Here is a 16570-nt window from a genome sequence, read left to right as displayed (position 1 = left end):
CGTGGCTGACGCGGTCGCGCCGGCCGTGACGCCGTATCTGGCGATGCACGGCGTGTCGAAGTCGTACCCGGGCGTGCAGGCGCTTTCGGGCGTCGACTTCGACGTGCGCACCGGCGAAGTGCACGCGCTCGTCGGCGAGAACGGCGCAGGAAAGTCGACGCTCGTCAAGATCCTCGCCGGTGCGATCCAAGCCGACTCGGGTGAGATCGACATCGAAGGAAAGCCGGTCCATCTGACGTCGCCGAAAGCGGCGGAAGAGCGCGGTATCGCGGTCATCTACCAGGAGTTCAACTTGGTGCCGAGCCTGAACGTCGCGGAGAACGTGATGCTCGGGCGCGAGCCGGTGAAAGGACTCGCGATAGATCGACCGGCGCTGCGCGCGCAGACGCTCGCGGTCCTCGAGCGCCTCGGCGTCGACCTGCCGATACTCGCCGAGGTGCGGACCTTATCGGTCGCCCAGCAGCAGATGGTGGAGATCGCGAAGGCGTTGTCGGTCAACGCGCGCGTCATCGTCATGGACGAGCCGTCCGCCGCGCTAACGCAAGACGAAGTCGGCCGGCTTTTCGAGATCATCCGGACGCTGACGAAGCAAGGCGTCGCCGTCGTCTACATCTCGCACCGCATGGACGAGATATTCACGATAGCCGACCGCATCACGGTCTTCCGCGACGGCCGCTACGTCGAGACCGGCGACGCGAAGAAATACACTCCAGACGACGTCATCCGGCTGATGGTCGGGCGCACGCTGGACGCGCATTTCCCGGCGCTGCCGCCCGATCCGCCGCGCGACAAGCCCCAGTTGTCGGTGCGCGGCGCGACGAGCCCGGGTCGCATCGACGATGTCTCCCTCGACGTCTACCCCGGCGAGATCCTCGGTATCGCCGGGCTCGTCGGCGCGGGGCGGACGTCATTGCTCCGCGCCATCTGCGGCGCCGATCCGCTGCCGAAAGGGAAGGTCGAGCTCGAAGGCAGCACGCTCCGGCTCCGTGGTCCGCACGATGCCATCGCCGCGGGTCTCGCGCTGGTCACCGAAGACCGCAAGTCGCAAGGGCTCATCCTCGGCATGAGCGTCCGCGAAAACGTGACGCTGCCGCACCTGGAGATGTTCACGCACGACGGTCGCGTCGACCGGAGGGAAGAGATTTCCGCCGTCGCCAAGCTTGCGGCCGAGCTGCGCATACGGACGCCGTCGATCGAGCAGTTGGCTCGCAATCTTTCGGGCGGCAACCAGCAGAAGGTCGTCCTCGCGAAATGGCTGTTGGAGAAGGCGAAGGTCATCTGTTTTGACGAGCCGACGCGCGGCATCGATGTCGGCGCGAAAGCCGAGATTTACGAGCTGATGATCGGCTTGTGCCGCGGTGGAACGAGCATCATCATGGCATCCTCGGAACTGCCGGAGGTGCTCGGCATGTCGATGCGGCTCGCGGTGATGCGACAAGGCCGCATAGTCCACGTCTTCGCGCGCGGCGAGGCGACCCAAGAATCTATCATCCGCTACGCGACGGGAACGGCGGCGTAGATGGCGCAAGCCGCGGCCGCAGCGGGCGACGCTCTCAAGCAAAAGGCGCGTGCTTCGCTCTACCGCATCGTCGGTATCACCGTCGGCCTCCTCGTGCTTCTCGTCGCGGTGAACATCGCGACGCACGGCGACTTCCTGGCGCCAGGCAACGTCCTCAACATCTTACGGCAGATCGCCGTGAACGCCATCCTCGCGACCGGCCAGACGTTCGTCATCATCACCGCGGGCATCGATCTGTCCGTCGGTTCGCTCGTCGCGCTCACGGGCGTGCTCATGGCGGGCACGCTGGCGGGGATCCACACGCCATGGCTTGCGTTGCTCGTCGCGATCGTCGTCGGCATCGGCGTCGGCGGCTGGGCGGGCGCGATCAACGGCACGCCGGTGGTCAAGCTCGGGTTGCCGCCGTTCATCACGACGCTTGCGATGATGCTCATGGCGCGCGGCGTCGCCTTCATGTACACGAATGGCGCGCCGATCGAGATCGACAACAACGGTTTTAACGACCTCGGCTCCGGGTTGTTCCTCCAGTCGCTCGGCCGGCTCGTTCATATCCCCGGCATCCCGGTCCCGATCGTCATCATGCTCGCGGTCGTCATCGCGGCATCGTTCGTGCTCGGTCAGACGCGCTTCGGCCGGTACGTCTACGCGATCGGCGGCAACGAAGAGGCGGCGCGGCTATCAGGCATCGCGGTCGGCCGCGTGAAGCTCGGCGTCTACATCATCTCCGGCGCGCTTGCCGGGCTCGCGAGCCTGCTGCTCGCCGCGCGCCTCAATTCGGGCATACCGCAATCGGGTCTCGGCTACGAGTTGCAGTCCATCGCGGCAGTCGTCGTCGGCGGCACGTCGCTCATGGGCGGCCGCGGGTCAATCGGCGGTACGTTCGTCGGCGCGCTTCTCATCGGCGTGCTCTACAACGTCATGAACCTGCTCAACGTCCAGTCGTACGCGCAGGAGGTCGTCCTCGGCGCGGTAATCCTTGTGGCAGTTCTGCTCGACGAACTTCGAAAACGATACCTCGCGGCTAGGTAAAGGAGTATGGCGGACAATCTCTGGGAACGGATCGATCCGCTCATCGCGCGGTGGAAGAAGTTCGAGCCGGCGACCGACGCCGAGCGACTAGCGGCCCTCGAACACTCGCCGACCTCAGAGCTGCAGCGCCTCATCCGCGAAGTCGACGAAGCGAAGACCGACATCGACACGTTTGTCGGTGCCCTTGAGAAGAAATACGGAGTGTCGGAGACGGGTGAGATCGGCGCCGAGTCGACGCCCGATCCTACAGATGCGAAACGACACAAGGCTCTCGTCGCCCTGAAGCAAGCCTACTCCGAAGCGGCCGAGGAGATCTCCGACCGCGAACTCGCCGGCGAATAACCGCACACACGCACACATAAAGGGAGCGGTCGAGATTTATCTCGACCGCCGCGGTCATTCGGTTACAAATTAAACGCCGAGTCCGAGATGTGGGGATCGATGACGACGTCCGTGTAGTCGACACGGCGAACGAGCGTATCACCTTCCCATTGTTCGTATTCGGAAGGCAGGCCGTTCGAGGCAAGCACGACGCGCTCTTTGGTGACGTTCATGTCACTCGAGGGGTCGGGGACGCTGAAGTCGATATAAGTGCCGTTGTCCGCTGGTGTCGCCTCGATCGTTCCTTTGAGCGACTTGACGTGGTCCAGGATCGCGCCGTAGTTCGCCTGCGCGATCGTCGTGCCGCGGATGCTCGTCGCGCGCGAGTCGTGGATGTTGAGATTGAGCTTCACGAACGAGAGAAACCCGCCTTGGTGACCACGAAGCGTGTCGCCGCCGTGCCAAACCGCGGCTCCGCCTTTGCCGTCGCCGCCGGTGATGTCCATCTTCGTATCGTACGGCTTGCGAAAGACGAAAGTGTACGTGCGGTCTTGTACGCGCGTGCCGAGCACTTCGTGCGCGCTGAGCGAGCAGGTGTACGAACCGAGCTTATCCCACACGGTCGCAAACTTCGCTAGCGCCGTCTCTCCGCTCGACGCGCTCGTCGCACTCGCGGCGTTGCCCGCGGCGCAAGTGCCTGCGAGGGTTGCACAGATCGCGATTAGGGCAATGGCGCCGGTCGTCGCGGACAGTCCAAGCGCGCGTCGGGTCATCGTTTCGGCTCTCCCTTTGGAGGCAGCGCGGCCACACTGAGCATGCTGCGCGGCTCGGTCGCGCTCGAGACGCCGACGAGGACGTCGACGTGGGTGTGCGTCGTCACGTACTCGATGACTTTCGCGAGCGGCGCACCTGTGTACCGATGTTCGCGATACGTACCCATAACGATGAGGCGTGCGTTTTCATCGCGGGCGGCCTCGATAATGGCCGGTCCCGTCTGTCGGCCGCGGATCGTGTGCGTTCGTATCTCGAGCCCGACCTTGCGGCCGATCTCGGTCGCCGCCGTGAGGACTTCAAGCGCTTGACGTTCCTGTTGCGGCAGGTCGGCATCGATCGGCAGCGTCAGCGGGACCTCGATGACGTAGATCGCGACGAGCTGCGTCTGCTGGCCCTTCGCCATCCGCGTCGCGAGCGCCATGAGGACCTCGGAGCTGATGTCGGCGGAGAAGACGACGAGGACGTTGCCCGCGATGTTGTGTGCTTGTTCCGTCGCCGACTCTGCGATCCGCAACGTCCTGTTCGAGGGCGGATGCAGCATCCAATAGAGTGTCGACGTAATGCTCGCGACGATCACCGCCGCGATGAGCCAACCGATGTGCGCTATGATGAATTCCACTCGGCTACGTCACCCGCGTCTGCGACGCGCGCAGCAGGATGACGCCGCGCCAAAATGCGGCGATGACGAGGATCGCGGCCGTCGCGTACGGAGCGACCGTCTGCGCGGAAGGCGGTGCGATGGCCCAAAGCCGCGCGATCGCGATGAGGCCGAGGACGCCGAACGCAAACGACGTGAAAATCTTGTAACGAAGACGATTCATGACGTAGACGGAAAGCGTTCGAGCAGGCGGTTTCGCGGGCCTCTCAGACGGCGTCGAGCGCTCGCAGGTTCGCTTCAGCTTCCTTGACGTCGGCGATCATGCGTTTGTCGCGCAGCGTCGGCAACGCTTTGGAAAGATATTCCCGCGCGGTCGCTACGTCGCTCGGCTGTTGGTTGCCCGACGATCTGATCTTCGCGACGTAGAGGGCGCCGAGCCGCGCGTACGTGCGCGCGAGCTCCGAGGTCTGGTTGAGCGGCTTGAGCATACCGACGGCAGCGCTGTAATGCTCCTCGGCCTCGCTCCAATTCTGCGCGCGCGCGCTGATCATCCCTTGCATGACGCGCTTGAGCGCGGCGGTGAAGGTCTTGCTCGTGACGAGCTCTCCCTTGAGATAACCGCCGCTCGGCGGCTCGACCGGAAGATCGGTGCCGGCCGGAGCAGGCGGACCGCTCGAGGGCGCGACGGGCGTTTGCGCGGTTGCGAGCTCTTCATCGACGTCGGGCTCCGGCGCTTCGTGCGATTTCGCTTTGTCCTGTTTGGCTGAACCTCGCGCGAGCTGCGCCTGGACCGAGCGCAGATCGGCGATGAGCGCGGCCGCGTCGACATAGCGTCGCGCCGGATCCTTGTCGAGCAGACGCATGATGATGCGGTCGAGCGACGGCGGGATGAGCGGGTTGAGCTGGCGCGGCGGCCGCGGCCGGTCGTTGACGTGCGAGAACATCATCGCGACGAGATCGCCCGATTCGTGCGTGAATGGGAGACGACCCGAGAGCAGCTCGTAAAGCAGAACGCCGACCGAGTAGAGATCGCTCGTGTTGTCGCCGGATTTGCCCAAGAAGCGCTCGGGCGGCAGATACGCGATCGTGCCGACGATCTCGCCGCTCTGCGTCAGGTTCGAGACGTCCGTCATGCGACGTGCCAGGCCGAAGTCCATCACCTTGAGCGCGTTGTCGTCGGTGACGATGATGTTGCCCGGCTTGATGTCGCGATGGATGATACCTTGCGAGTGCGCGTACTGCAGCGCCTCGAGCAGCTGCACCATCAGGTTGATGGCGCCATCGAAGGAGATCTTCGAGCGGTCGATCTCGCGCAGCGTCTTGCCCCTGACGAACTCGAGGATGATGTACGAGAGATCGCGGTCGACGCCGACGTCGTAGACCGCTACGATGTTCGGATGGTTGAGGCGCGCCATCGACTGCGCCTCGAGCAAAAAGCGTCGGCAGACCTCATCCGATCGCTCGGTGAGCACTTTGACCGCCACGTCGCGTTCGAGGACGTGGTCGATGCCGCGGAAGACCTCGGCCATTCCGCCGGCGCCGATCTTCTCGACGATGCGGTAACGGTTCGCGAGGACGCTGTCTTGGGCGATGTTCATGCGTTCGTGGAAAAAGCCGCCTTCAAATGAGTAATATCGGTGTTCCGGGCGGTTTTCATAACGCTCATGACGTCGAAGCGGATGCGCGGGAAGATGCGGCCGCAAAACGTGAGGTATTCTTGGGCCGCCCTGCGGACCCGCGCTTGTTTGACGGCCGTCACCGCTTCGATCGGCGCGCCGCGCGACAGCGTGCGCCGGACTTTCACCTCGACGAAGACGAGGACGCCGCCGTCGAGCGCGATGAGGTCGACCTCGCCGCCCCGGCAGCGGAAATTGCGTTCGAGGATATGGTAGCCGCGCGCGACGAGGAAGTCGGCGGCCGCGCGCTCGCCGCCGCTGCCGACCGCAGCGGTGGAAGCGCCGCGCCGAGCCTTCACGGCAGCGCGCCGGCTGCCGCGAAGTCGAACGTCGGTTGGACGACCGGTGTGAACGAGCGGCGATGCGCGGGGCACGGACCGAACGCGTTGAGCGCGGCGAGGTGATCGCTCGTCGCATAGCCTTTGTTGTTCGCGAAGCCGTAGCCCGGGTACGTCGAATCGAGCTGCGTCATGAACGCGTCGCGCGCCACCTTCGCGACGATGCTCGCCGCGGCGATCGCAGCGGATTTCGCGTCGCCGTCGATGATCGGCATCTGCGGATACGCGCAGCCCGGCAGCGATGGTCCGTCGACGAGCACGCGGCAAGGCGTCAAGCCGAGTCCGGCGAGCGCGCGGTGCATCGCCAGCCGCGACGCGCCGAGGATGTTGAGCGAATCGATCTCGAGGTGGTCCGCCCATCCGACGGACACCGCGACGGCCTGCTCGCGGATGAGCGCGTCGAGCGCGACGCGTCGCAGTTCGGTGACGACCTTGCTGTCGTCGAGGAATTCGAGCCGAAGCGGCCGCTCGATGACGACCGCGCAGGCGGTGACCGGACCCGCGAGCGGGCCTCGACCTACCTCGTCGAGGCCGCAAAGCAAAAGCGATCCGCTTTCCCACAGATCGCGTTCGAACCGGTGCAGCCGGTTGATCCGTCGGCTCTCGGCGCTCGTCATCGCGCTCCAGTCACTCAGGTGTTTCGAAGGTGAGCCGGAACAGGTCGCCTGCGCGGAAGTCTGCGACGAATCTTCGCGCTGCGTTGCGGCGGTCGATTTCGCCGCCGCGACGGCGCATCCCGCGCGCTTGCGCGAACTCGTCGAGATCGGCGCGGGCGGCGTACTGAGGCCGATTGCGCGCGAGCCAGCGAGCGAATTCGTCGACGGCCTCCTCGACATCGAACGCAGATTCGGGCAGGCTGCCGCAGAGCGAGAGCTGCCATGCCGCCTGCGCGCTCTCGACCCGCGGAGGCAGCAAGCCGGGCGTGTCGAGCAATTCGACGCCTGCCTCGACCTTTGACCAACCTGCGTGCCTCGTCACGCCGGCGCGGTCCGCGACAACCGTGCGTTTGCGTCGGCCGAGCGCGTTGATGACCGACGACTTGCCGGTGTTCGGTGCGCCGACGACCGCAGCGCGAAGGACAGCGCGTTTGCGAGGGCGCGCGAGCAAAGCGGCGCGAGCGGCGCGCAGCGTGCCGGCGTGTGTGGCCGTGGTCGCAAAGGCGTCGACAGACTCGCTTTTGAGCGACTCGACCCAATCCCGCGTGACGGAGGCTTCCGCAAGGTCGGCGCGATTGAGCAGGACGATCGTCGGCTTGCGCTTCAGGCGCGGATGGAGGCCTGCGACTGCGGTGGCGCGGGGAACGCGCGCGTCGCGCACCTCGATGACGACGTCGATGAGATCGGCGACTTCGAGCACCGCGCGGATGCCCGCCGCCATGTGGCCCGGGTACCACGACGCCGCCGCGCGCGGCCGTTCACCGGATCGCGCGGACACGTGCCGGCGGCCAGATGACGAGCGCCGCGCGACCGATGATCGCGGCGGTTGGAACCGGTCCGAACGCGCGCGAATCGTCCGAATCGCCGCGATTGTCGCCGAGGACGAAGTACGTTCCGGCAGGCACGTTGAGCGGCGCCATATCGGCGGCATCGCGGCTGGCTTCGTAGTCGGGCGCGACGATCGATCCGTCGATCGATACGACACCACGCTCGATCGAGACGGTCTCGCCCGGCAGGCCGATCACGCGCTTGAGATAGATGCGGCTGTCGTCGCCGGTGCCGTGGACGAACGCGATGACGTCGCCTCGCTCGATAGGATGAAGCGCTAGGTCGAGCAGCGCCTGACCCTCAGCGCCGGGCCGCTGGATCCGCAAATCGTACGAAAGCGTGTTGATGAGGACGTGATCGCCGGCGTCGACTTGCGGCAGCATCGAGTAGCCGTCGACCTGCGGAACACGAAGGAAAAAAAGTGATACGAGCGACGCAAGCACGAGCACTTGCACGAAGAGAGCGCCCGCATGGCGGAGCGCTCTGATAGTGGAAGCCCGGCGATCGAGATCGTCGAGCACGAAGGACCGCGCGTCGTGCGGCTCGTCCGGTTGTGCCGGATCGAGGGGCTGCGGAAGCACGGAGTTATGTCTTGGGCGCGACGCGCTCGCGCTCCTCGTCGCGGGCTAGCGCAACGGTTCGATGCGCGCGAGCGGCCAGAAGACGAAGAACGCGTGCCCGATGAACTGATCGCGCTGCAAGAATCCCCAAAGGTGCGAATCGTCGGAGTCGTTGCGATTGTCGCCGAGCATGATGTAGTAGCCGTTCGGCACGCGATCCGGCGCCTGCCACGCGTTTTTCGGAGGAACGACGGCGCGCGACGGATCGAGGGGAATCCCATCGACGACGAGATCGTAATCCGCCAGCGCCAGCTCGTAATCGGGCGCCTGCTTGAGATACGGCTCTTTCAGGGCTTTGCCGTTGCGATAGACGACGCCATCGTGGATGCGCAGCGTGTCGCCAGGGCCTGCGACCACGCGCTTGATGAGGTCGGTCGTGCCGAGTTCGGGGACTTGCGGCGGCGGCTTGAAGACGGCGATCTGGCCGTCCTGGGGTGAGCCGACGCTGTATTGGATCTCATTGGCCAGCAGGACGTCGTTGATCGCGAGCGTCGGTTCCATCGACCCGCTCGGAATCCAAAACGTCCGGACGACGAATCGCATGAGAACGAGCGCGACGACACCGGCGATGATAAACGCGTCGAGGTATTCGCGCACGACGCCGCGCTGTGCGTCACTCGATAGGACTTGCGGGGCGAGCCAGATGACGACGCGCGCGATCACGAGGAGCGCGAGGATGACGCCGAGGACGTATGGATTCACGTGTGAGGCTTGGGCGACGCGCGGCTGTGGTCCTAGTGCAGAAGCCTCGTGCGCGTCAGCGGCCAGAAGACGAAGAACGCATGACCGACGAATTGGTCGCGCTGCAAGAATCCCCAGAGGTGCGAGTCGTCGGAGTTGTTCCGGTTGTCGCCGAGCATGATGTAGTAGCCGTTCGGCACGCGATCGGGCGCTTGCCACTCGCTCTTCGGCGGCACGACGGCACGCGACGGATCGAGCGGGATGCCGTCGATCACGAGATCGTAGTTCTGCAGCGATAGCTCATAATCGGGAGCTTGTTTGAGGTACGGTTCAGACAGCTTCACGCCGTCGCGATAGACGCTGCCGTCGTGGATCTTCAGCGTATCGCCCGGCCCCGCGATGACGCGCTTGATGAAATCGGTGTCGCCGAGTTCGGGCACCTGCGACGGCGGCTTGAAGACTGCGATCTGACCGTCCTGCGGGGAGCCGAACCGGTATTGGATCTCGTTCGCCAACAGCACGTCGTTGATGGCGAGGGTCGGCTCCATCGAGCCGCTCGGGATCCAGAAGGTCCGCACGACGTAATGCATGAGGACGAGCGCGACCGCGCCGGCGATGATGAACGCGTCGAGATACTCGCGCACGACCCCGCGCTGTTTGTCATCGGGCACCGCCGCCGGGGCGAACCAAATGATGATCCGGGCGACGACGAGGATGCCGAGGACGGCGCCGAGGACGTACGGGCTCATCTAGTGAGAGTTATTTCTTGTTCTCTTTGATGCGCGTCGCTTTGCTGCCGACACGGTCTTGCAAGTAGAAGAGCTTCGCGCGGCGGACGACGCCGCGGCGGATGACGTCGATCTTGTCGACTCGCGGCGAGTGGACGAGGAACGAACGCTCAACGCCGACGTTGTGCGCTATTCGGCGCACGGTGAAGCTTGCGGAGAGGCCGCCGTTCTTGCGCTCGATGACCACGCCCTCGAACAGCTGGATGCGCTCTTTGTTCCCTTCGGTGACGCGTGTGTGGACGCGTACCGTATCGCCGACGGAGAACTCCGCGGGGTGGGCCTTGCGCTGGTCGTCTCCGAGAATTGTTGCCAGGTCCATGATCGTCGTCGTCCTTAGAGGTGGTCGAGGGCCGCTAAAAAAGCGCCGGTCACGCATTCGTCGTGAAGGCCGGACGCTGCCAGACGCCTCGAAAAGCCGGCTCTGTCTACCGGCGCTCGGTAATCCGATTGAACGAGAGACAGTATACCATAGCGCGGGATGGCCCGACAAGGTTCAGACGCCGGAAGGAGTGGTCAAGTTTCAATGCGGGACGATTGTGGTCTTTCGTCGCCTCGGCCAGATCGAGACCGCTCCGAGAAATAGCACAATCGCAACGCCCATGAGAACGATGCCCCAGGTTGGCCAAAACCAAAAATAATCGCCGCCGCCGTGGTAGCCGGGAGTCTCGTAGATCGTTTTTCCCGGTTCTTCGCGGAAGCTGCGGACGGATACAACCGCGCAAATGATCGCAGCGCCGAGAACGGACAGCCTGATGGTCCAACCGCGTTTGCCCACGGCGTTACGATTCGGCTTCCCACTGTGGTCGACTTTCAATGCGGGACGGGGTAATTTTCTTCGTCCAGAGGCCGACCGCTACACCGGCCAAGACAGTCGCGCCAAGTTCCAACCAGAGCTGATGTCGAGCTTGTTCTACACTCGAGCCAGTACAATAACTGGACCTCTTTGGGGTCGACGTGAGTATGCAGATCGTCATTCACCCAAAAAGGGAGGGTTGTCGTATTCGCCGATGATGCCGGCACAAGCGCCGTGACCCTGGCTAACTGCTACGCGACACCCGAGGCAAACGGCGAGGGCCGAAGATGATCGCCAGCGTCTTTCTATCCAACGTGCGTCTACAATTTCGGTCACGAGATGTGGTAAGGTCCCCGCGCCGACGAGATCTTTATGTTAGACGTGCAAAGCGCCAAAAGGCGCGGAGGATCAACTGCAATAGGGGCGCTAGCCACCCGACTTGCTCTCCGGTACCGACCGCACCGCCTAACCATCGCAGTATCGCTCGATCCCTGTCGTCGTACGTTTCGTATCGCCGAGCTTCGCTCGGCCTACTACATCGGCGTTGCGTATCCCAACAGTTACGGCCGTTTTAGGTCGGGGCGGCGGCGAGTGGTTCGTGCAGATGCTTCTGAGCGCCGCCACGCCTCTATGCGTGCGTGATCTCCCGTGAGAAGCACATCAGGCACGGCCAGTCCGCGAAAGACCGCTGGTCGCGTATAGTGCGGCCAATCCAGCTCGCCGTCAGTGAACGAATCATCTCGAGCGCTTTCCGGCGCGATCGCTCCCGGCAGCAGGCGCACGCATGCGTCGACGAAAGCGAGCGCCGCGATCTCGCCGCCCGTGATGACGAAATCGCCGAGGGAGATCTCTTCTGCCTCGACGAGGTCGAACAGACGGTCGTCGATGCCCTCGTATCGGCCGCAAAGGACGATAATCCGCTCGAGCTGCGACAGCTCCAGGGCCACGGAGTGATCGAAGCGCCGGCCCGCGGGCGATGGTACGATCAGCTTATGCCCTGCGGGGACTTTAAGGTCGCCGCCGAGCAGATGCTCGAGACAATCGACGATCGGACCAAGCCGCATCACCATACCGGCGCCGCCGCCATACGGTGCGTCGTCGGCTCGCTCACCGGCCGGCACGAACTTCCATAGATCGTGCAGCTCGATTTGCGCCAACCCCTTCGACCGCGCGCGGCCGAGAATGCTGCCCTCGACCACGGGGCGCAGGAATTCGGGGAACAACGTGACGATGTCGATGCGCATGGAGCACGGTTCTTCGCCTTACGAGCGCGGACTTGCCGCATTCGAAAAGAACGCGTTCGCGAGCGCCGTCGCCCTCTTCACCGAAGCGGTCGAAGCCGACGACCGGGCGGCGCTCGCGCTTTCGAAACGCGGTGTGTGCAAGGTCCGTATGGGCGATCGAACGGGCGCCGCGCACGACTTCGCAGGAGCGCTCGAGCGCGACCCGCGTTGCGCGCCGGCGCTCGTCAACCTCGGCAATCTGGCGCAGGAAGCGAACATGCTCGAAGAAGCGCGGGCGAAATACGAGGCGGCGCTGCGCATCGACCCATCGTCAGCGATGGCGCACCACAATCTCGGCGTCGTCTTGCGGCGCGAAGGCAAGATCGGAGAGAGCGTGCGCGAGCTGCGACTCGCCGCTTCGCTCGATTCGCGCACGGGCAAACTCGTCGAGCGATGGAAGGCGTTTTGGCGGCGTCGCGCGTGAACGGGGTCTAGCGCTTCGGCTCGCCGACTTCCACGACGTCGGCCGGAATTATCTCCTGCAAGTACTCGAAGAGCTGCGGAAGGGTGATGCGCTCGAGCGCGGTCTTGCGCGGCGAGCGCTCGTCTTCGCCTTCATCGCGGAGATAGAAGCGCACGTCAAAATCGCCCGCTTCATCCGCGTAGAACGCCACCGCAAATCCTTTGCTCGGGTTCTCGTCGTAGACGCGCATGGCGTGCGGGTTGACGATCTCCACCGAATGCGCCGGATGGAGCGCGTCGAAGAGCGACACGATGAGCTCCGCCGAGCCGCTGACCTCGACGTGGTCGATCGTGAAGACATTCTTGACGGAATAGAGCTGGTTCGAACGCCGATGCCGCGCCGACATCTCGTAGAAAACGCGATGGTGGACGAATCGCGAGAGTATCTTCTTGAGGGTCGAGATGGACGCGACCGCTTCTTCGCGCTGGCCCTTCGTGTAGATAATCTTCAACAAACGCCTCGTGTTCCGAATCCGCGAGGACGAAGAAGCGCGGTCGATAAAGATTTGCCGAACGCCGATGGAGCCCTTCCCACACGCATGTTGAGCCCGTCTGACACCGCGATCGTGTTTCTGCTCGCGCTGTTGCTATTCGGTCCGGACCAGTTGCCGCGCATCGCGCGCCAACTCGGCGAGGCGATGCGGCACGTCCAGTCGACGACGCACTCCTTTATGAACGAGATGGAACGCGCCGCGCGCACTGACGAGCCGCGTCACGTCACGACGATCGAAGCGTCGGTCGCCGAGCCGCTCGACGGGCCGGAAAAAGAAAACGCCGCAGAAGCGGCGGCCGAAGAGTCGAAGACGCCGGACCTAGGTGGCTGACAAACCGCAGAGCCGGCGCCACAGCACGACGACTTTCCATACGTAGCGGATCGTCTCGTCGTACGGCGGCACACCGTGATATTCGTCGACCGCGCCCGTGCCCGCATTGTACGCCGCGATCGCGTACACGAACTTATGCTGCGGATCGAGCGACGCATAGTGCTCGAGATTTCCCTTGAGCGTCAACACGGTGCCGCGGACGTTCTGATCGATGTCGTCGGCGTTGCTCACATCGACATCCGCGGCCGTCGCCGGCATCAACTGGCCAAGACCCATGGCGCCGGCCGAGCTGCGAGCGGTCTTATCGAAGCTGCTCTCGGTCGCGATGATCGCGACCACGAGTCGCGGATCGACGCCGTCCTGGTACGCGTCGGTGATGATCGCCGAAACGATGCGACGCGCATCGGACTCGCCGATGCCCGGATTGAAGTAGCGGATCGCAGATTCGTACGCGGTCATCGCCTGCGCGGACGTCGTCGCGCCGGCGCGCGCCGGCTCGGCGCGCAGCCCGAAGGCGGCGACGGTCGCGAGGACGGCGACGAAAATAGCTTTAGACCGCATCCTCTTAGTTATCGGCAGATGGAGCGCCGGCGTAAAGGCCGACCCCCGCAAGAAAGACCGCGGCGGTCGAGATAAATCTCGACCGCTCCCCGGATCCAATCTCAACGAATGCCGAGCCGTGCTCGGCATACCACTTTACAGCTTGAACTGGGAACGAAGATCGCCGACCTTTTCCTCGACGAACTTCATGACCGTCTTGCGCAGGGCATCCTTGTGCTCGTCTTCGAGCCGGTTATAGATAAGGTAGCCTGCCGAGGCCACAACCGCCCCGAGGACGCCCGCCAGAAAGGCTCGCTTGAGATCGTCGCCGTCGCTGTCCACGTCTTTTCTCGAACCTCCAGGGTCGTCGGTCGTCGCGAGCTTGTCCGTCATCGTATCCACGTGCTATTTCCTCGCGCCACGAATAGGGCGTCTGCGCTTCGGCGCCGCCGTCGCATTTCCCGCGAGGACGCGGACTCGCATGTAGCGCGGATACGACGTCGCGATCGCACGCAGCCCCGAGAGCGCCGATTCGAGGACGGCTTGCGCCCGCGCGTTGCCCCCGCGCGGAACGTCGAGCCGATAGTCGCCGCCGGGTTCGTCGACGACGGTGGCTCGCGCACCGCAATGCGCTGCGATGCCGTGCGCGGCGGAGTGGACGAGCGCGCTCGCGGCGGCGCAGACGATGTCGCGACCGTGAGGCGCGAAACCGGCATGCCCCGCAACTCCAATGGAAACGACACGGCCGGCCGAACGCCGCGCCGTGACGGTGAGGCCGCCCGGGTAGAGCTTACGAGAGGGCGATCTTGTCAATCCGAAGTTCGGTGATCGGCTGCCGGTGGCCGTGACGACGGCGCACGCGCTTTTTCGGCTTATACCGGAAGGCGACGATCTTCGGCCCGCTCGCCTGACGGACGACCGTCGCGCTCACAGTCGCTTTGTCGACGGTGGGGCCGCCGACGATGAGTTCCTTGCCGTCGTGCGCGAGCAAGACGCGGTCGAAGACGACTTTCGAGTTGACGTCGCCGGCGACGCGGTCGAGCCGGACGATCTCGCCCTCCCGCACCTTGAGCTGGCGGCCGTTGAGTTCGATGACGGCATACATGGAGAAGTGGTCCCTCTGTTTCGGATTAACTCATGGAGCGCGGCGTTGGAAAAGGCCGGCGCTTCAATCGCACAAACGCAAATGCTATCACAGGGCCTCTTCGCGGTCAATCTAGCGATGTCCCGCAAAACTAAAGTATTTACATGGCGGATTAAATGTCCTAATATTGGACCTTGGTAAGCGGCTCGCCGCTCCGGTTGCCCGTATGAGTGGAGGTGGGTACTCCCTTTCGCCGAGTTCGTCGGTCGTGATCGAGGCTCGGCGTGCTACACGCCTGTAGGGGGCTGGATGGTTGAAAGCGCTTGGCACGCATATCATCGTTGAACTCTCCGACTGCAACTCTCGAATACTAAGCGACGTCGATCAGGTGACGAGCATCCTCGTCACAGCCGCAAAAGAAGCAAACGCCGAGGTCTTACAGACCGCTTTTCATCGCTTCACGCCCCAGGGTGTGAGCGGCGTCGTCGTCATCGCCGAATCGCATCTTTCGATCCACACCTGGCCTGAATACGGCTATGCGGCGATGGATATCTACACGTGCGGCGACCACACGGATCCGTGGAAAGCCTGCCGCTACGCAGCCGAGAAATTCCAGGCGAAGCAGATGCTGACGACCGAAGTCCGGCGCGGCTTGCCGGACGAAGCGGGCGTCTACGGCCATATCGTCGGGAAGAGGGGCGCCGGAACGGACAGCCGTGCCAAAAACAGAAAACTCGCAGTGGTACGTTGAGCAAGTAGCCGACGGCGAGATCCACGGCCACGCGTTGACGGCGACCCTCGCTCAGGGTCGCTCGTCGTTTCAAGAATACGCGATCGTCGTCAGCCCGCTCTTCGGCAAGATGCTCGTCCTCGACGGCGACACCCAATCGGCTGCGCTCGACGAGCGCATCTACCACGAGCTGCTCGTCCATCCCGCGTGTGCCGCTCGCGGCAGCGTGAAGCGCGCTCTCATCCTCGGTGGCGCTGAAGGCGCATCGCTCCGCGAACTGCTCAAAGTCCCGGGCATGGTCAAGGCGACGATGGTCGACATCGACGGCGTCGTCGTCGACGCATGCCGAAAGCATCTGCCCGAGTGGAGCGACGGCGCGTTCGACGATCCGCGATCCGAGCTCGTTGTCGGCGATGCCAAGGCCTACATCGAAAACACTGACGAGCGTTTTGACGTCATCCTCGGCGATCTCACCGAACCGCTCGAAGATTCGCCGTCGTATGGGCTGCACACGGTCGGCTTCTATAAGAAGATCCGCGAGCGGCTGTCGCCGGGCGGGTTCTATGCGCTGCAAGCATCGATGGCGGGCCCGCACAATCATGCGACCCACGCTCGGATGATCGCGACGCTGCGGGCAGCCTTTCGAAGCGTCGCCCCGTACTCGACCTACGTCCCCGCATTCGATACCGAATGGGGCTACGCGCTGTGCGGCGACGACGTCGACGCGCTGTCGGATGCGGCCGGGTCCACCGCCGACGCGCATGCGAAAGCGTGCGCCTTGCGCTGCTACGACGCGCAAACGCACCGCCGCGCGTTCAATCTGCCGCGCTATCTCCGCGATGCGTACGAGAAAGAGACTCGCGTCTTCGAATAACCCGCGAAGATTGTAGCGGTCGAGCTTTAGTGTAGTGTCTACGGACCTTCGCTACACGTAAAATTAGGGTAAAGCGAGAGCCTTCCTGAAAGGTGTTTGTGCTTAGCAACCGCCTTCAGGAGGGCTCTTCATGTATTGTACCACGAACTCGA

At 64.0% G+C, this 16570-nt stretch carries 25 protein-coding genes; 7 read left to right on the top strand and 18 right to left on the bottom strand.

Annotation, left to right across the window (positions count from 1 at the left end; translation table 11 throughout):
* The first annotated feature begins 1 nt into the window (after position 1).
* The 3 genes from VFO25_12075 to VFO25_12065 are packed head-to-tail and all read left to right on the top strand — an operon-like array spanning position 2 to position 2890.
* Positions 2 to 1519 (top strand): sugar ABC transporter ATP-binding protein, encoded by a 1518-nt coding sequence (locus VFO25_12075; GenBank protein HET9343640.1) that lies wholly within the window; start codon positions 2 to 4, stop codon positions 1517 to 1519.
* Positions 1520 to 2548 (top strand): ribose ABC transporter permease, encoded by a 1029-nt coding sequence (locus VFO25_12070; protein ID HET9343639.1) that lies wholly within the window; start codon positions 1520 to 1522, stop codon positions 2546 to 2548.
* A 6-nt stretch (positions 2549 to 2554) separates the two neighbouring features.
* On the top strand, positions 2555 to 2890 hold the full coding sequence (locus VFO25_12065) for a hypothetical protein (protein HET9343638.1): 336 nt from the start codon (positions 2555 to 2557) through the stop codon (positions 2888 to 2890).
* A gap of 62 nt (positions 2891 to 2952) precedes the next feature.
* On the opposite strand, the gene VFO25_12060 is transcribed toward VFO25_12065, so the two are convergent.
* The 13 genes from VFO25_12060 to trmD form a co-directional block, all read right to left on the bottom strand.
* Positions 2953 to 3642: a hypothetical protein gene (locus VFO25_12060; protein HET9343637.1), complete on the bottom strand. Its 690-nt coding sequence runs from the start codon at positions 3640 to 3642 to the stop codon at positions 2953 to 2955.
* Positions 3639 to 4262: a universal stress protein gene (locus VFO25_12055; protein ID HET9343636.1), complete on the bottom strand. Its 624-nt coding sequence runs from the start codon at positions 4260 to 4262 to the stop codon at positions 3639 to 3641. The genes VFO25_12060 and VFO25_12055 overlap by 4 nt, the downstream gene beginning before the upstream one ends.
* Positions 4263 to 4266: 4 nt before the next feature.
* Complete coding sequence (locus tag VFO25_12050) at positions 4267 to 4464, bottom strand: hypothetical protein (protein ID HET9343635.1); 198 nt, start codon at positions 4462 to 4464, stop codon at positions 4267 to 4269.
* Positions 4465 to 4507: 43 nt separating this feature from the next.
* Positions 4508 to 5839, bottom strand: a complete 1332-nt coding sequence (locus VFO25_12045; GenBank protein HET9343634.1) for a protein kinase — start codon at positions 5837 to 5839, stop codon at positions 4508 to 4510.
* On the bottom strand, positions 5836 to 6216 hold the full coding sequence (locus VFO25_12040) for a YraN family protein (protein ID HET9343633.1): 381 nt from the start codon (positions 6214 to 6216) through the stop codon (positions 5836 to 5838). The genes VFO25_12045 and VFO25_12040 overlap by 4 nt, the downstream gene beginning before the upstream one ends.
* A complete protein-coding gene (locus VFO25_12035) occupies positions 6213 to 6872 on the bottom strand; it encodes a ribonuclease HII (protein HET9343632.1) in 660 nt (219 codons plus the stop codon). Before VFO25_12035 ends, VFO25_12040 begins: the two co-directional genes overlap by 4 nt.
* A 10-nt stretch (positions 6873 to 6882) precedes the next feature.
* Positions 6883 to 7632 (bottom strand): GTPase, encoded by a 750-nt coding sequence (locus tag VFO25_12030; protein ID HET9343631.1) that lies wholly within the window; start codon positions 7630 to 7632, stop codon positions 6883 to 6885.
* A 37-nt stretch (positions 7633 to 7669) separates the two neighbouring features.
* Complete coding sequence (gene lepB, locus VFO25_12025; protein ID HET9343630.1) at positions 7670 to 8320, bottom strand: signal peptidase I; 651 nt, start codon at positions 8318 to 8320, stop codon at positions 7670 to 7672.
* 45 nt (positions 8321 to 8365) lie between these two features.
* A complete protein-coding gene (gene lepB, locus VFO25_12020; protein HET9343629.1) occupies positions 8366 to 9061 on the bottom strand; it encodes a signal peptidase I in 696 nt (231 codons plus the stop codon).
* A 32-nt stretch (positions 9062 to 9093) separates the two neighbouring features.
* Complete coding sequence (gene lepB / locus VFO25_12015; GenBank protein HET9343628.1) at positions 9094 to 9789, bottom strand: signal peptidase I; 696 nt, start codon at positions 9787 to 9789, stop codon at positions 9094 to 9096.
* 10 nt (positions 9790 to 9799) lie between these two features.
* Positions 9800 to 10147, bottom strand: coding sequence for a 50S ribosomal protein L19 (gene rplS, locus VFO25_12010; GenBank protein HET9343627.1), 348 nt, complete (start codon positions 10145 to 10147; stop codon positions 9800 to 9802).
* A gap of 201 nt (positions 10148 to 10348) precedes the next feature.
* The gene (locus VFO25_12005) at positions 10349 to 10603 is read right to left on the bottom strand and encodes a hypothetical protein (GenBank protein HET9343626.1); all 255 of its coding nucleotides are present in this window, start codon (positions 10601 to 10603) and stop codon (positions 10349 to 10351) included.
* Between the two features lie 578 nt (positions 10604 to 11181).
* Positions 11182 to 11865, bottom strand: coding sequence for a tRNA (guanosine(37)-N1)-methyltransferase TrmD (gene trmD, locus VFO25_12000; GenBank protein ID HET9343625.1), 684 nt, complete (start codon positions 11863 to 11865; stop codon positions 11182 to 11184).
* On the opposite strand from trmD, the gene VFO25_11995 reads away from it, so the two are divergent.
* Positions 11864 to 12328: a tetratricopeptide repeat protein gene (locus tag VFO25_11995; protein HET9343624.1), complete on the top strand. Its 465-nt coding sequence runs from the start codon at positions 11864 to 11866 to the stop codon at positions 12326 to 12328. The two genes, trmD and VFO25_11995, sit on opposite strands and share 2 nt — an antisense overlap.
* Before the next feature lie 7 nt (positions 12329 to 12335).
* Here the strand turns inward: VFO25_11995 and VFO25_11990 are convergent, their stop codons facing one another.
* Positions 12336 to 12818, bottom strand: a complete 483-nt coding sequence (locus VFO25_11990; protein ID HET9343623.1) for a hypothetical protein — start codon at positions 12816 to 12818, stop codon at positions 12336 to 12338.
* A gap of 87 nt (positions 12819 to 12905) precedes the next feature.
* Between VFO25_11990 and VFO25_11985 the strand changes: the two genes are divergently transcribed.
* Positions 12906 to 13190, top strand: a complete 285-nt coding sequence (locus VFO25_11985) for a twin-arginine translocase TatA/TatE family subunit (GenBank protein ID HET9343622.1) — start codon at positions 12906 to 12908, stop codon at positions 13188 to 13190.
* On the opposite strand, the gene VFO25_11980 is transcribed toward VFO25_11985, so the two are convergent.
* From VFO25_11980 to rplU, 4 genes are all read right to left on the bottom strand, one after another.
* Positions 13179 to 13751, bottom strand: coding sequence for a lytic transglycosylase domain-containing protein (locus VFO25_11980; GenBank protein ID HET9343621.1), 573 nt, complete (start codon positions 13749 to 13751; stop codon positions 13179 to 13181). The two genes, VFO25_11985 and VFO25_11980, sit on opposite strands and share 12 nt — an antisense overlap.
* 135 nt (positions 13752 to 13886) lie before the next feature.
* Positions 13887 to 14132, bottom strand: coding sequence for a hypothetical protein (locus VFO25_11975; GenBank protein HET9343620.1), 246 nt, complete (start codon positions 14130 to 14132; stop codon positions 13887 to 13889).
* A 3-nt stretch (positions 14133 to 14135) separates the two neighbouring features.
* On the bottom strand, positions 14136 to 14543 hold the full coding sequence (locus VFO25_11970) for a ribosomal-processing cysteine protease Prp (protein ID HET9343619.1): 408 nt from the start codon (positions 14541 to 14543) through the stop codon (positions 14136 to 14138).
* On the bottom strand, positions 14521 to 14835 hold the full coding sequence (gene rplU, locus VFO25_11965) for a 50S ribosomal protein L21 (protein ID HET9343618.1): 315 nt from the start codon (positions 14833 to 14835) through the stop codon (positions 14521 to 14523). The genes VFO25_11970 and rplU overlap by 23 nt, the downstream gene beginning before the upstream one ends.
* A 292-nt stretch (positions 14836 to 15127) precedes the next feature.
* On the opposite strand from rplU, the gene speD reads away from it, so the two are divergent.
* Together speD and VFO25_11955 are read left to right on the top strand one after the other, a co-directional pair.
* On the top strand, positions 15128 to 15565 hold the full coding sequence (gene speD, locus VFO25_11960; protein HET9343617.1) for an adenosylmethionine decarboxylase: 438 nt from the start codon (positions 15128 to 15130) through the stop codon (positions 15563 to 15565).
* On the top strand, positions 15531 to 16418 hold the full coding sequence (locus tag VFO25_11955) for a fused MFS/spermidine synthase (GenBank protein ID HET9343616.1): 888 nt from the start codon (positions 15531 to 15533) through the stop codon (positions 16416 to 16418). The genes speD and VFO25_11955 overlap by 35 nt, the downstream gene beginning before the upstream one ends.
* Positions 16419 to 16570 lie beyond the last annotated feature (152 nt).

This window comes from Candidatus Eremiobacteraceae bacterium, from assembly GCA_035710745.1.
GTDB lineage: Bacteria > Vulcanimicrobiota > Vulcanimicrobiia > Eremiobacterales > Eremiobacteraceae > JANWLL01.
The sequence above is the reverse complement of the archived record's forward strand: the minus strand, read 5'-3'. Positions and strand labels throughout refer to the sequence as shown.